Source organism: Xaviernesmea oryzae (assembly GCF_900109605.1).
GTDB classification, from domain to species: Bacteria; Pseudomonadota; Alphaproteobacteria; order Rhizobiales; family Rhizobiaceae; genus Xaviernesmea; species Xaviernesmea oryzae.
In genome coordinates this window covers 149,750-164,863 of the sequence record NZ_FOAM01000011.1, presented here as the reverse complement: position 1 = coordinate 164,863, position 15,114 = coordinate 149,750, and the positions used below count along the sequence as shown (strand labels likewise).

The following is a 15,114-nucleotide window of genomic DNA, read 5'->3' as shown; positions in this document are numbered from 1 at the left end:
ACGGCCGGCGCCGGATCGGACGGTTCCCGGCGTATGCGAGCCATGTTGTTGATGTGATTCCCGAAAAGCCCGATGCCGCATTCCGGCGACCGAGCGATGACAATAGCTTGAGCGCAGTGCCTATCGCTTTAAAACGCGGCGCAAAAACGGCGGTATCGCTCGCTATGGTTAATGCCCGGCAACCAGCTGCAAAGCCTTGGTTTTCAAGGTGTGCCGGAGGCTGGTCCGTTAAGAAATTGTTAGGATTTTAACGAATGGCTAGGGGGCTTAATTGTAAGACCTTCTAGGATGTGTCACTACGATACGCTCTAACGGTCGTGTCGGCACTTTGCCGTTGGGTCGAAAGAGTAACATTTTCAGCCGGTCGGCAGGGCGCGTCGTGGCGGCGCGCACCCAACCTTCCGGCGGATCCGAAGCCGTTTCAAACGCGGTCCAAAGGCAGATCCTCCAGAGGATGCCCGAAGTGCGAAAGACAGGCAGCGGATCTTTTGGTTCGGTAACGAGGCGTACCCGCATGGCGACCAAGAAGCCCAGTGAATCGATGGACGACAAGGCGTTCCAGGCCTTGGAGGACGCGTTGAAGATCGATTTCGACGAGCTGAAATCGGCTCTCGACGACGGCTCGGCAGAGCCGAAGCGAGCAGCCCAGGCGCAGCGGTCGCGCGCCAGCAGCCAGCAGCGTCCGGCCTCATCCACGCGCCGCGAGGAACAGCCGCGCCAGAGCGAAGCGGCAAGCCGCAGCCAGCCCTTCAAGCCCGCCAATGACGATGCCCGTCGTAAAGGCTCCGACTTGCGCGGAACTGACCTGCGCGCCGGCCGCTCCACCATGCGTGCCGCCTTCCTCCTGTCGCTCGTCTGGTTCGTCGGTGGCCTCGCCATCACCTACATGATCTATGGCGATCGGCTGGCTGCCATCCGCACGTTGACCGATCTGGCCGCCAATCCGGGCCTGATCGGCGCGGCCGTCTGTTTGATCCTGCCCATCTTCGTATTCTTCGGCTTCGGCGCGATGATGGCGCGCGCCCAGGAAATGCGCAGCGCCGCCCGCTCCATGGCCGAGGTGGCCATGCGCCTTGCCGAGCCGGAAACCGCCGCCACCGATCGCATCATGTCCGTCGGCCAGGCCGTGCGCCGCGAAGTTTCGGCCATGAACGAGGGCATCGAGCGCACGATTGCGCGCGCCACCGAGCTCGAATCGCTTGTTCATACGGAAGTCAACGCGCTCGAGCGCAGCTATAGCGAGAACGAGCTTCGTGTCCGCACGCTGCTGCAGGAGCTCAGCTTGGAGCGCGAATCGATCGTCGGCCATGCCGAACGGTTGCGCACCTCGATCTCCGGCGTCCACAGCCAGCTGACCACCGAGCTCGCCATCGCCAGCGAGGATTTCTCCCAGCGCATCGCGGTGACCGGCGAGGCCTTTGCCTCGCTGATCGAGACACGCGCGGCGACCCTGACGGATCGCGCCGGCATCGCCTCCAAGGCGCTCGATTCCATGCTGGCCGACCGCACCAATTCGATGATGACGCATCTGTCGGCAGCCACGATTTCGCTCAACGAGGAATTCGACCAGCGCCTGGACACGGTCACGCGGCGCGGCGAGCAGCTGCTCAGCCAGTTCGAGACCCGCGCCTCGGCGCTCGATGCCAGCACCGAGAAGCTCAACACCGCGCTGAACGAGCGCGCCCGCCAGCTCAACGAAACCCTTCTGGCACGCACCCGCGATCTCAATGAAAGCCTGAGCATCGGCCATGAGGCGATCAATACCGGCCTGGAAGATCTGATCCACTCGCTGAACAACACGCTGGACGAAAAGGGTGCGAGCTTCCGCCAGACCCTGAAAAGCGCGAGCGACGACGCCATTGTCGATCTCGATCTGCGCTCCGGCTTCTTCAGCGAAAAGCTGGAGGGCACTATCGGCCAGCTCTCGACCGAGTTCGACTCGCGCTTCGAGGATTTCGCCAATGCCTTCGACCGGCGCGCCAGCCTGCTCGATGCGAAGATCCAGGACGGCCTCAGCCGCATGGAGAAGACGGTCGGCGAAGGGTCGATCGTTCTCGGCACCCTCATCGACCGCTCCGTCGATCATATCCAGACAGCCGTTTCCGAGCGCGAGCTTGCGCTGGCGGAGTTGATCGACACGGCCGGCGAACGGCTGGACGGCACCCTGCGTGCGCGCACCGAGGCCCTTTCGCAAGCCGTGTCCACCGTGCCGGACCGAATCGAGGCCGCTCTGACTTCGGGCTCCGGCTCGTTGATCGGCGCGCTTTCGGCCGCGCAGAGCCGTGTGGAAGCCAGCATCGGCGAACGCACGGTCGCGATCGAGACCGTGCTCACCCAATCCGAGCGCCGGATGAGCGAGACGCTCGACAGAAGCACGGGCGCGATCATCGAAGGTCTCGATGGCGCGCAGTCACGCCTCGACAACGTGCTCAGCGAGCGCACCATGGGCATGGCCGGCCTTCTGGCCGCCAATGCCGATTCGATCGACAGCACCCTGCAGCAGGGCGCCGAGCGCCTGGATGGGCTGCTGGCGCGCCGCGCCGAGGCCCTTTCGGGCACGCTCGGCCAGTCGGCCGATCTGGTCGAACAGACGGTGGCAAGCGCCAGCGAGCGCCTGTCCAACGCCATGGTCGACAGCGTCGGCCAGGCAGAGATGCGCCTGTCCACGGTGGCAGACCGCGTCGACGCCGCTTTCGCAGACCATCAGACGGCCCTGTCGGCAATGATGGAAAGCCGCGCGCAGGCCATGAACACCACGCTGTCGAGCGGGACCGAGCGGCTGGGAAGCCTGCTTGGCGGACACGGCGACGAGCTGAACGCGGTTCTCTCGACGACAACAACGACCATCGAAGGCGCCCTGAGGGACAATGCCACGGCACTCGGCACCATGCTGGAAGACCGCACGGGCTCGCTTTCGACCATGCTGGCCCTGTCGACATCGGCAATGGAACAGACGCTGGAGGAGAATACCGGTCGGCTCGACGGGCTGCTCGCCAGCCATTCGGAAAAGATCGACGCCACGCTGACGCGCAACACGACCGCGCTGGGCAACACGCTGCAGGCGACCGGCGAAAATCTCAATCAGATGCTCGAAGACCAGACCGGCGCGCTCTCGGGCACGCTGGCGCTGCAGGCAGCCTCGCTCGAGGAAACGCTGGAAAGCAGCGCCGAGCGGTTTGACGGCCTTCTGGCCTCCCATGGCGAAAAGATCGGCACGACGCTGTCGACGGGTCGCCAGGCCTTCGAAAGCACGCTGCAGACGAGCAGCGCGGAGCTTGGCCGTCTGGTGGAAGATCGCACGGGCGCCCTCTCCGGCATGCTGGCACTGTCCGCCGCATCGATCGAGCAGACGCTGGATGGCAATGCCGAGCGGCTGGACAGCCTGTTCGCACGCCATGGCGAGATGTTGACCGCGACCGAAGCGAGCTTCGAAGACCGTGTTGCCCGCTCCGCCGAAGCCGCCCGGGACGCGATTGCCGCAGCCGGTGCCGTTGTCGATGGGTCGCTCTCGGCTGGCACACGCGCGCTCGACGAACGCCTGACATCGGCCACCGGCGAATTCGACGGCCTGCTTGGCCGCCACACGGGCACGCTGTCCAGCCTGCTGGACGAGCGCAGCCAGGCCATCGACAGCTCGATCGCAGAAGGCGCGAACCGCCTCGACGCGATCATGGCAACCCACTCCGAACGGATCGGCACCTCGCTCTCCGGCGCGACGGACGCGATCGAAGGAAGCTTGCGCGACACCGCGACCGAGCTCGGCCAGATGATGGAGGACCGCACGGGCGCGGTCTCCGGCGTGCTGGCGCTCTCCGCCCAGCATATCGAGGAAACGCTCGACGGCCATGCCGCGCGCCTGAGCGAAGCCGTCGAGCGCCACGAGCGGCTTGCCGCCAGCGCGACCGAGACTATCGAGGGCAGCCTGCGCCAGTCCGCCGACGATCTCGGGCGCCTGATCGAAGACCGCACCGGTGCGCTTTCGGGCGTCATGGCCCTGTCCACCGCATCGATCGAGCAGACACTCGACGACCATGCCGAGCGCCTGGGCAGCCTGGTCGGCCGCCACGAGACCCTTCTGACCAGCGGCACGCAGACGATCGAGACCAGCCTCACCAGCGAAGTCGATCGCCTGGCCGCTCTTCTGGAAGAACGCACCGGTACGCTCTCCGGGGTGCTGGCGCTGTCCACCCAGTCGCTTGAAAGCACGATCGACGATCGCACAGCCGCACTCGACACGCTGCTCAACCGCCACGGCGAAACGCTGGCCGATGCCACCGCCACCATCGAAGGCAGCCTGCGCGAGAGCGCCGACCAGCTCGGCCAGATGATGGAAGATCGCACCGGCACGCTGTCGGGCGTGCTGGCGCTCTCGGCGCAGCAGGTGGAAGACACGCTGGAAAGCCATGGCGAACGCCTGGGCGGGCTCGTCAACCGGCATGCACAGATGCTTTCCGACACCACCCAGACGATCGAAGGCGCCTTGGGCGATACGGCAGCACGGCTGGATGGCACGCTGGAGGCCCGCACCCAGGCGCTCTCCGGTATCCTCGACGGCTCCGTCGCATCCATCGACGCCACGCTGTCCGGCAACACCGAGCGGCTCGACGGCATGCTCTCGCGCCATGCGGAAACGCTGTCCAACGCCACCCAGACCGTCGAAACGAGCCTGCGCGCGGCCGGCGATCAGCTGGCGGAGGTTCTTGAAGACCGCACCGGCACGCTTTCGGGCATGCTGGCGCTCTCGGCCGACCAGATCGACCAGACGATCGAAGCCGGCGCAGATCGCTTCGAACGTCTTGGCAAGGTGCTCGAGGAGCAGACCGGCTCGCTCTCTGGCGTGCTGGCTCTCTCGACGCAGCAGATGGAAGAAGCGCTGGAAGGTGGCGCCGGCCGCATCGACGCGCTGTTCAACCGTCACCATGACAGCCTGGCGGAATCGGCCGCGCGCGTCGAAGGTGCCCTGGACCAGCGAGCCATGCGCCTGGCTGGCCTCATCAACGACACCGGCACCCTGCTCGATCACAACAGCCGGCAGATCGACGCCGTGCTTGCCAGCCGCACGCAGGCGCTGTCCTCCGCTGTCGGCCAGTCCGCTGAAACGCTCGATGGCGTCTTTGCCGGCAAGGCCGAAAGCCTGGAGCGCAGCTTTGGCGAGCAGAGCGAGCGTCTCGATAGCCTGCTGACTACGCGGACGGACGCCATCACCGGCGCCCTGGCGCGCTCGACCGCCGATCTCGAGCAGGCCGTCAACGGCAGCGCCGAGCGGCTGGAGCAGAGCATGACCGCCGGCGGCCGCGTGTTGCGCGACACCGTGGCCAGCCAGGCCGCCGTTCTCAACGGCGTTCTCGCGCACCATACGGCCGAGATCAGCGGCACCATCACCGCGCGGGCCGGCGATATGGTCGAAAGGCTGGCAAGCACTGGCGAGGAACTGGCGGATACGATGTCGCTGCGCGCGGCGACCATCGCCGAAACCCTCACCGATCATGTCGGCGAAATCGACCGGACGCTGAGCGAACGTGTTTCCGGCATTGCCCAGGACATGACGAGCCGCGTATCGACCATCGCCTCCGATATGGAGAACCGGACATCGGGCATCGCGTCGCAGATGAGCCGGCAGATCGAGGACACGGCCCGCAGCCTGTCCGATGCCTCCGGCGACGCCGTGTCCGCGCTTGCAAGCCAGACCAACGAGCTGACGATGGCGCTCGCCAGCCGCTCGGCCGAGATCGGCCAGACGCTGACGGCGCGCTCGAACGATGTCGTCGCGCGTCTCGATGGGGCCGATGAACGCATTCGCGGCGCCTTCGACAGCGGCGTGCGCGCCTTCGAGGCCGTGGTGGCGGAAAGCACCAGCCGCCTGTCGGAGAATTTCGAGGAACAGACGACCTCCATGGCCACGACGCTGGCCGCAAGCGGCAGCATGCTGGACATGTCGCTCGAACAGCGCCAGGACCAGCTGCGCGAGGTGATCGAGACGAGCGCCGAGGCGCTGGACGAGCGCCTGCGCTCGAGCGTCGGCCAAGTCGCACAGCGGCTGGGCGAGACGGCCGGCGAGATCGGCCGCGCCACGGAACTGCTCAGCGCCCGCATGGACGCCTCTGCAGCCGGCATCAACACCCGTCTGGATGAAACCGGGCAGCGTGTCGAAACGACCCTGTCTGGTCTCGAAAGCCGCATTCATGACAGCGTCACCGGCGTCGCCGGTCTGCTGGACCGCGCCGGTCGAGACATTAGCGACACCGTCGCCGGATCGATCGACGCGCTCGACCTCGCTGGCCAGCAGGCCGCAGGTCGTGTGGTGGAAACGCTGCAGGGGGGAATGGAAACGGTGGATCGCACCAGCGAGACCGTCGTCAACCGGATCTCCGACAGTCTGGCACAGCATTCGACCGAACTCGGCCGGATGGGCGATCTGGCGACCGGCCGCGTCAGCGATGCCATGGCGCTTCATGGCGAGCGGATCGACCGCGCCAGCGCCGAAGCCGCCGATCGCATCGCGTCGGTTGCCGAAGCACAGACCGCGCGCATCGACGAGCGGCTGGAAACGATGGATCGCGCGCTCCATGTCGGCCTCGACGCGGTCAGCCGCACCATCGAGGGCAAGGCCTCGGAGTTCGTCGGCAGCCTGCGCGGCGCCGTGGGCGATGTCTCCCGCCAGCTTGACGACGAAACGCAGCGCTCGGCCGAGCAGCTGGCCCGTACCGGCGAGGATTTCGCCGCAGCACTGGCGGCACGCCAGGCCGAGTTCCAGCAGGGGCTCGACAACACCGCGGCTTCGGCGGCAATCCGCAGCGCCGAGCTCGCCCGCTCGGTGGCGGAAGCCACCGACAGCGCGATGCGCCGTGCCGCCGCCGCCCAGAACCAGCTGGCCGACCAGAGCACGCAGTTCGAACGCTCGATGACCGAGGCCGAAAAGGCGCTGGCCGCACGGGGCGACACGATCCGCACGACGCTGGACGAACGCACCCGCGACATCAACTCCCTGCTGTCGGGCCGTACGGCCGAGCTGGCGCGTCTGATCGAACAGCAGGCTGCGCCCATGGTCGAGCGCTATGCCGCGACAGGCCGCGAAGCCGCCGAGCAGCTTGCCGCCGCCGCCGAGCAATCGGCCCAGCGGCTGCGCAGCGAAAGCGTAGCCATGGTCGATGCCATCACCACGCGCACCGACGAGACGATCAATGCGCTTGTTGGCCGCGCCGAAGGCACGGCGGAATCGCTGCGCAATATGGAAGGCCGGCTGCAGACCGCCGCCGCAGGCCTCATCGAGCGCCTGTCGGCCAACAATGCGGCGATCGGCTCCGTGCTCGAACAATCGACCGCCCGTCTTGCCGAAATCGACGAGAAGCTCGGCGCGACGCGTGAAAACGTCGCGGCCACCACCGAGCGGACGGCCGGGGTTCTCTCCGCCGCCATTCATCTGGTAGACGACAAGATCGGCCGCCTCGCCGATGTCTCGACCGGGGCACTGTCGCGCTTTGGCGGCATCGCCCAGCAATTCGACCAGCAGGCGCAGGTTCTCTCGCAGGCCTCCGAACTGCTCGGCGCTGCGCAGTCCAATCTCGCCAGCACGCTCAACGAACGCCAGGATGCCTTGCGCACCCTGTCCGAGGGGCTTGTGAACCGGTCGGACGAGATCCAGACGACCATGCGTGCGGTCGAAGGCTTCGTGAACGGCGCTTTCGAACGGGCAGAACAGCGCTCGGGCGAAGTTGCGCAGAACCTGCGGGACGGCATCCACACCGCCTTCGGCGATGTCGGACGCATGCTTTCGGAAACCGAACAGCGCGCCACCCATGCCGCCGACACGCTGCGCCAGCAGATGGCCCAGGCCGGTGCGGAAGCCGGCTCTTCGGTCGAGGATCTCTTCGCCCGGGCCGAAGGCCGTGCGACGCAGTTTGCCGGCCATCTCACCGGCGCCGTCAGCCAGGCCTATGATCAGGTGCGCGGCACGTTGACCGACGCCGAGCGCCATGCGCTTGCCTCCACCGATGCGCTGCGCCATGCGATGGAAGAGGCGGTCGGCCGCTTCGCCGATGCGTCCGACGAGCTGCGCCGGTCGGCCGCAGACATCCGTCACGAGCTCGATGCCACGCGCGACGAGCTGCGCCGCGGGGCCTTCGACCTTCCGGAAGAGGCCAAGGAAAGCGCCAGCGCCATGCGCCGTGCCGTCAGCGAGCAGATCAAGGCGCTGCAGGAACTGTCCGATATCATCGGCCGCTCCTCTGCACAGCTCGAAGTCGGCCTGCCGCGTGGCGCGGCCTCGTCCGCCTCGGCCGCGCTTCAGGCTGCGCTACGCCCTGCAGCCCAGCAGATCGCGGCACCGGCACCACAGGCCCAGCAGGCCTATGCGCCACAGGCACCGCAAGCCTATGCGCCGTCGCCGGCCTATTCGGTCGCGCCGCCGCAACAGCGGGCGGCAAGCCCGGCGCCGGAGGCGCGCACCCGCGCAGAGCCGCCGGCCGAACCGGCCCGTCGCACCAGCACCGTCGCCTCTGAGCCTGCACAACGACAGGTCGACCCACGCGGCAGCCAGCGCCAGGCAACCACTGCACAGCCGGCCGGCCGTGCGCAGCAGCCCGCCCCGGCGCCGCGTCGCGACAGCGTCGACCCCGACTTCCTGCGGGGCAGCCTGGGTCTTGATTCCCGCCAGTCCGCCCCGGTGGACGAGCCTTCGCAGGTTGGCAGCGGCTGGATGCGTGACCTCCTGCGTGCCGCCTCTCGCGAGGATGCAGGCCAGGATAGCCAGGCGCCGCGCATGGCCGAACCGCAGCGGGCCCAGCCGGAAAGCCGCAATCCACGCCATGTCATGGAGTCGCTGAACTCGCTCTCGGTCGATATTGCCCGCGCAATCGACCATGAAGCATCGATCGATCTGTGGCGCCGTTATCAGCGGGGAGAGCGGGACGTCTTTACCCGCCGTCTCTACACGCTGAAGGGCCAGCAGACCTTTGACGAGATCAAGCGCAAATATGACCGCGAGCCGGAATTCCGCACGGCCGTCGATCGCTATATCGCCGATTTCGAGCGCCTGCTCTCCGACGTGGCCCGCAACGACCGCGACCGGACGATGACGCAGACCTATTTGACGTCGGATACCGGCAAGGTCTACACCATGCTTGCCCACGCCGCCGGCCGCTTCAGCTAAGGCCCGCCCACGGGCGCCGCTCGGCAGCACTGACGATCAAAAGAGCCCGCGTCGGGAAACCGGCGCGGGCTCTTTTATGGGGAGAAATCGTGGCAGCGGATTGCTGACCGTCGGCGGTAACATCTGCGGATCACGGAGGTTTGCTGCCGATGGGCGCGTGGTGATTTCCCGCATTCTGTTTCAAGGCAAGGACGGTTGTCCCTGATCATTCGCGCTTGTCACGTCGATGATCTGACGCGCCTCTGTACAGCACCCGGTTTGGCCGGCTTGCAGGGAAATTGGGGAAAGCAACACCGCTTGGCCTGAACCAAAGCGCCCCTTTCAGCATTATCAAGAGGATAGAAAGCCGGCAATTAACGAGCCGCGCGCGACGATGCAGGAGGATGAAGCGATGGTCTATAAGGAAAGAATGTTCCACGAGGCCCCGGCGAAAGAACAGGCAGCCAATGGTGTGGCGGCGCTGGAAAGCCGTGTGGCGGATGCGCTGGCTGCTGATCATGCGCTTGATGCAACGGGCATCAGCGTGATTTCCCATGGCAACGGCGTGACGCTCGGCGGGCTTGCCGGCAGCCAGAAAGAGATCGCCCAAGCCGAGGAAATCGCGCGGCGGGTCGAGGGCGTGGATGAGGTGGTCAACCAGATTGCGCTGACACAGACCGGCACGCATTGACGCGGCATCACCGGCCTTCCGAGGCCGGCGGTCCGCCATAGGCAGCCTTAGGGGAATACAAGGCGCAAAAGATTTTTGGTCCGCACCTGCGCTCGCGTGGGTACGGGCCAGTTCTGGGACCGAAGCGGTTAAATTGCTAGGGCGGAATGCGGTCGGGCATGACCGACCTTCGGGCTCGCCTGTCGGTGCAGCCCTCACGCCACACCGAATAACCAGGACAAGCCTGTTCGATCAGATCGAGACCAAGGTCCAGCTGACAATATCGGCAGCGACCTTGGCGAAGGCGGCGTCGAGCGCCCCGATGAGCGCGGGGCGGCCGCTGCCACGGGCGGGCATGACAGCGCGGAAGGATTTTTGCGCGCGCACCGTGCCGTTGCGGTCATTGACGATCTTGGCGAAGATTTCGACCGTCGCGCTGTCGCCGCTGACGGTATTGACCTCGAAACTGCGAATTTCGGTCACGACCTGATAATCGATCGCCAGCCCCTCGCCCGGCTTGCCGACGCCGCCGACCTTTCCGGTATTCTCGAAAGCCTGCACCAGCTTGGCCTGAACAAGGCGCGGCAGGCGGTCGCTCCATTGTGACTGGGCGAGATATTGCAGTTCGGAGTCCTTGAGCCGGACAACGATATTCTCGCTGTCGATCGCCTTGATTGCGGTCGGCTCCGGCACGAGGATCTGCCGATGGGTCGAGGCCGGTCCTTCGATCCTGGGCATTGAGGAGAGGCTGAACGTATCGTTCTTCGCCTGTGTGCCGCAACCCACCAAGGCCAGCCCTATGGCCGCCAGCATGCCGGTTCTTGCCAGCCGCATCCGCTTCGTCATCCGCCCACGCAGAACCGTCATTCGCTTCCAAACCCTGTTCGATCGCCTGCAACATAGGACGCGTGGCCGAAACGGAAAGGTCCGCGTCTGCCGCCGCGTCCGCGGCCGAATCTTCTCTTCTTCCACCGGTAGCAAGCCCGCCCGCCAACACAAGGCGGAAAGCGCCGAAGCCCCGCATTCGGTAAGCTTTTTTTAAACTTTGTGCATTTGCGCCACGGCATCGCTTCGCCAACTCCGGGTCGACGGCGCGGTCAGGTTTCGGACGCGCTCGTTTCAGGCTCGGCCTCGCCCGCCCGGTCGAGCCGCGCGTGCAGGCGCGCGACTTCGTTCTGGAGCTTGGCGATTTCAGCGATCAGGATCGTATCGACCTTGTTGTGCAGGGAGATGAGCTCGATCTCCGAGCGCAGGTTCACCTCATAATCCTTGCTCGCATCCAGCCGGTCGCGCGTTGCCTGCCGGTTCTGTGACATCATGATGATCGGCGCCTGGATCGCGGCCACCATGGAGAGGACCAGGTTGAGAAAGATGAAGGGGTAGGGATCGAAGGCGTCGCGCGTCAAAAGCACCGTGTTGGCAAAGGCCCAGACCGCCAGGAACAAGAGGAAGCTGATGATGAAAGTCCAAGAGCCACCGATCCGGGCAATGCTGTCGGCCAGCTGGTCGCCGAACGATTGCTGGGCTTCGAATGTGACATTGAGATCCTCGGAAACCGGCTGGCGGGTCTTGGCCTTGTGCAGCACCCGGCGCTCGGCATTGCCGAGTGCCTCCAATGGCTTGCCAAACAGACGCTTGGCGGTTTCGTCGAGATGCACCATCGGTTGCGGGACCTTCTTCTTCCAGGAACGGCCCTGCTTTTCCGCCTGATGCCGCCATTTGGCAAGATGGCTCGTTCCCCTCAGCCGCCAAAGCGCCCCGGATGCTGTCCCTCGTTGGCCAATAGCCGGTCGTCGCCCCGGAAGAAGGGATCCGAGCCATGGCGGCGGCCGAACAGCATGTCATGCTGAAGCATGCGGTAGTCCGCCAGCAGCGGATCGAGCTTGCGCGCCTGCAGCCAGTCGGGTGCGGCTTTGCCCTGCGCGTTGAGAAGCAGATGTCGGTCGAGCACACTATAGCGTGCTGCCACCTTGCCGAGGAACTCAGTATAGAAGGGATGTTCGAACCCGCCGGCCTTCAAAAGATGGTAGGGCAGCAAAGCAGGGCTTATGGTGCCGAGATCGCGCACGGGGCCCGTGCGGTTCGACCAGAGGATCAGCGGCGTCTCGTGCTGAAGCGCCATGTCGGCCGGCTTGCCTTTGCGCGCCGCCGTCACATCGGGCATGAAGCCGCTTTCGGGATAGACGGCGTTGAGCGGCGGCAGATGGTCGCCAAAGAGCAGGATGATCGTCTCGCGATCGCGCTGTTCGGCCCAGTCGATCAGCCGCGCCAATGCCTTGTCCGCCTCCTGAACGCCTTGCGCATAGGTCGACAGCGCCGCGCGCTCGGCGTCCGGCAGATCGCCCGTAACGGTGACGGTCTCGGTCGGATAGCGTCCGGCCTCGTAAGGGCCATGGCCCTGCAGCGTGACGGCGAAGAAGAAGAAGGGCCGGTCCAGCAGATCGGCCTGGCGCATGATTTCGCCCATCAGCGCGTCGTCGGAAGCGAACTGGCCACGCTTGTCGAGCGGCGGCAGCCGCTCTTCGGAGCGAAATTCCTCGAAGCCAAAAGCCGAATAGACGGTCTCGCGGTTCCAGAACCAGCGCTGGAAAGGATGGATGGCGCGCGCCACATAGCCTTCCGCGCGGAAAAAGGCGGCAAGCGACGGCAGGCTCTCGCGTACATATTGCTGATAGGGAATGCTGCCGTAAGGCAGGAAAGCATTGGAAAAGCCGGTCAGCGCCTCGAACTCGACATTGGCGGTCATGCCGCCAAATTCAGGCGAGAAGACATGGCCCGACTGCAGCGCCCGCATGGTCGGCATAGGGTCCGGGCTCAGCTGGAGCCTGGGCAGCCGCGTGGGATCGAAGAGCGATTCGCTCATCACCATGATCACATCGGGGCTGGTGCGGTGGGTGGTGCCGAAGGGCACCGGGCCCGGATCCATGCGGTGGATCGCCTCGGCGCTATAGCCTGATGGCGCGCTGACGCGGGCCATCGGCGCATTGAGCGCGAAAGCCATCAGGAAGCCATTGTGCCGATAGTTCTCTGTCTGATCCCACATGATCGGCACGATGCGCAGCCGGTCACGTAGCCAGAAATAATTGTGATAATCGAGAAAGGGCACAAGCGCGACCATGATCGGCAGTACCACGGCCAGCCGTTTCAGCCGCTGGCGAAGGGAAAGCACCGGAAAGCGCCGCCAACAGAGCCGCAGCGTCAGCGCAAGGCCAACGAGAAGCGCCAGAAGACCAAAGACGACGGCTGCGGCCATTAGCGGCCGGTCGCGCACCAGCACCGGCATCAGCGCCATGACCTGACGACCGAAAAGCAGATCGGCTGGATAGAGCGGATCGGAGAGAAAGAGCTGTTTCTGCCGGCTGATGAAAGCGGGCAGCAATGCCAGCGGCAGAAGCACCAGCAGACCGAGATAGCGCCGCCCGGCCAATGCATCTACGCTGAGCGCCAGCAGAATCACCAGACCGGCTGTGGCCAGGCCTGGGCGCAGCGGATCGAGCAGAAAGGCGAGCGCTTCCGTGCCGGAACGACGGGTGATCCATTCGACAGCTCCGACCAGGAGCAGAACCAGGAGCAGACTGGACAGACCGGCCCGCCCCTGCGGCAGCAGGCGACCAAGACGGCCGTGCCAAGGCAGATCGGCGGTCTCGCTCAAGGGGCCGACAGGCAGGGAGGTCGCGGTGTCGCTGCTGGCCAATGCCATCTCCGTCCTTGCGAATCGGAATAATGGGCGCCACCGGCAGCCGATCATGCCGATCGAACTCAAAAATCGACGGTCAGGACCGCCGGCAAATCCACTTCGCCTCCGCCCTCTGCGCCTTCGGGCAGATCGGACGCAGCCAGGCGCGGACGCAGAATCGCAAAGCGATGCTCCGTTCGGCAGACATGACAATCCCTACGGGTCGAACAGCGCGCGAACCTCTGGAGTTCGCAGCGGATTTCATAAAACTGTCATAAGATTGTCATCTTGAACATAGGATGAACGGGAGGCAAAGCCCGATTTCTGGCCTATCCAAAACCAAATACTCGCAACAAGCGCGCTGCTTTCTTGACAGCTCCAGGCCCTGACTTGACGATGTCGCTGGCCGCGACACATCCGTGGCAGCCAAACGAGCGATATCACATGCGTGACAGCCGAAAGAGCGGTGTCTGGGAGGGACGATGCGCAGTTCCGTTGAGATTTACACGGTGGACAGCGGCGAAACGCGCGTGATCTTCCAGACGGACCAGTTGATCGAAGCGCCCAATTTTTCGCGCGACGGGCATCATCTGATCGTCAATGGCGATGGCCGCCTTTATCGCCTGCCGCTCTCAGGGGGCGCGCTTGAGGTCATCGACACCGGCTTTGCCACCGCCTGCAACAATGATCACGGGCTTTCCCCCGACGGCCGTCTTCTGGCGATTAGCGACAAGGTCGAGCACGGCAAATCCTGTATCTATATTCTCCCGGCCGACGGCGGCACGCCGCGCCAGGTGACCACCAACCTGCCCTCCTACTGGCATGGCTGGTCGCCGGATGGAACCCGGCTTGCGTATTGCGGCATCCGCGATCAGGTCTTCGACATTTACACGATCGACATCGATGGCGGCGACGAGCTGCGCCTGACCCACGGCGAGGGCCGCAATGACGGGCCGGACTATGGCCATGACGGCGCCTGGATCTATTTCAATTCCAGCCGCAGCGGACGCATGCAGATTTGGCGTGTGCGCGCCGATGGCAGCAATGTCGAGCGGATTACCGACAGCCCCTATGGCGACTGGTTCCCTCATCCCTCGCCCGACGGGCGCCATCTGCTCGTGCTCTCCTACGATGGCGAGGTTTTCGATCATCCACGCGATCTGGATGTCCGGCTCCGGCTGATGCGGCCCGATGGCAGCGAAGCGCGGGAGCTCTTTTCGCTCTTCGGCGGCCAAGGAACGATCAATGTGCCCAACTGGGCACCTGATGGGAAAAGCTTCGCCTTCGTACGATATGAGCCAGCCTGACCGGCAAAGCGATGCTGTTGCGGAATAGCAACATATTTTTCCGCGTGCCGCTTTTTAGAGCATGCTGACTGGTCAAATACGACATGGGCGGGTAAAAGCATATCTGTTGCTCAAGCCAAACAAGGAGGCGCATCATGGACAATGCATGGCGTATCGGCCTCCCTGCCGGAGTCACCGTGACTCCGGCCCCGCGTCTGGCTTAGGGCCTTTTCACGCCGATCTCCGCGCGTCTTTCTGATCTTTCCCTTTCGTTCCGTTTCGCGGCCGGTCCGGCCGCGCCTCATCGATGTTTGGCCCCTGCCCGCTCAAGACGCACTCATGCGTTTGGCCGCCG

The 15,114-nt window shown here is 65.0% G+C and carries 6 protein-coding genes; 3 read left to right on the top strand and 3 right to left on the bottom strand.

The window, feature by feature from the left end; genetic code table 11:
* Positions 1-514 precede the first annotated feature (514 nt).
* Both BMX61_RS15160 and BMX61_RS15155 read left to right on the top strand, forming a co-directional pair.
* Positions 515-9,148 carry an apolipoprotein A-IV repeat region-like domain-containing protein gene (locus BMX61_RS15160; protein WP_075626440.1) on the top strand — a complete coding sequence of 2,878 codons (8,634 nt, stop codon included), beginning with the start codon at positions 515-517 and terminating at the stop codon, positions 9,146-9,148.
* 391 nt (positions 9,149-9,539) lie between these two features.
* Complete coding sequence (locus BMX61_RS15155) at positions 9,540-9,818, top strand: BON domain-containing protein (protein ID WP_075626566.1); 279 nt, start codon at positions 9,540-9,542, stop codon at positions 9,816-9,818.
* A gap of 231 nt (positions 9,819-10,049) precedes the next feature.
* Here the strand turns inward: BMX61_RS15155 and BMX61_RS15150 are convergent, their stop codons facing one another.
* From BMX61_RS15150 to BMX61_RS15140, 3 genes are all read right to left on the bottom strand, one after another.
* The gene (locus BMX61_RS15150; RefSeq protein WP_234794702.1) at positions 10,050-10,643 is read right to left on the bottom strand and encodes an ABC-type transport auxiliary lipoprotein family protein; all 594 of its coding nucleotides are present in this window, start codon (positions 10,641-10,643) and stop codon (positions 10,050-10,052) included.
* 251 nt (positions 10,644-10,894) lie between these two features.
* The gene (locus tag BMX61_RS15145; RefSeq protein WP_075626442.1) at positions 10,895-11,458 is read right to left on the bottom strand and encodes a DUF1003 domain-containing protein; all 564 of its coding nucleotides are present in this window, start codon (positions 11,456-11,458) and stop codon (positions 10,895-10,897) included.
* A gap of 80 nt (positions 11,459-11,538) precedes the next feature.
* Complete coding sequence (locus BMX61_RS15140; RefSeq protein WP_083639313.1) at positions 11,539-13,497, bottom strand: LTA synthase family protein; 1,959 nt, start codon at positions 13,495-13,497, stop codon at positions 11,539-11,541.
* A 458-nt stretch (positions 13,498-13,955) separates the two neighbouring features.
* Here BMX61_RS15140 and BMX61_RS15135 point away from each other — a divergent pair, with 458 nt between their 5' ends.
* Positions 13,956-14,780: a TolB family protein gene (locus BMX61_RS15135; RefSeq protein ID WP_075626443.1), complete on the top strand. Its 825-nt coding sequence runs from the start codon at positions 13,956-13,958 to the stop codon at positions 14,778-14,780.
* Positions 14,781-15,114 lie beyond the last annotated feature (334 nt).

What these genes read in the sequence shown, in the direction of transcription:
- BMX61_RS15145 (WP_075626442.1), bottom strand. Translation starts at nt 11,458, where the DNA reads ATGGTGCATCTCGACGAAACCGCCAAGCGTCTGTTTGGCAAGCCATTG.
- BMX61_RS15155 (WP_075626566.1), top strand. Translation starts at nt 9,540, where the DNA reads ATGGTCTATAAGGAAAGAATGTTCCACGAGGCCCCGGCGAAAGAACAG.
- BMX61_RS15150 (WP_234794702.1), bottom strand. Translation starts at nt 10,643, where the DNA reads ATGACGAAGCGGATGCGGCTGGCAAGAACCGGCATGCTGGCGGCCATA.
- BMX61_RS15160 (WP_075626440.1), top strand. Translation starts at nt 515, where the DNA reads ATGGCGACCAAGAAGCCCAGTGAATCGATGGACGACAAGGCGTTCCAG.
- BMX61_RS15135 (WP_075626443.1), top strand. Translation starts at nt 13,956, where the DNA reads ATGCGCAGTTCCGTTGAGATTTACACGGTGGACAGCGGCGAAACGCGC.
- BMX61_RS15140 (WP_083639313.1), bottom strand. Translation starts at nt 13,497, where the DNA reads ATGGCATTGGCCAGCAGCGACACCGCGACCTCCCTGCCTGTCGGCCCC.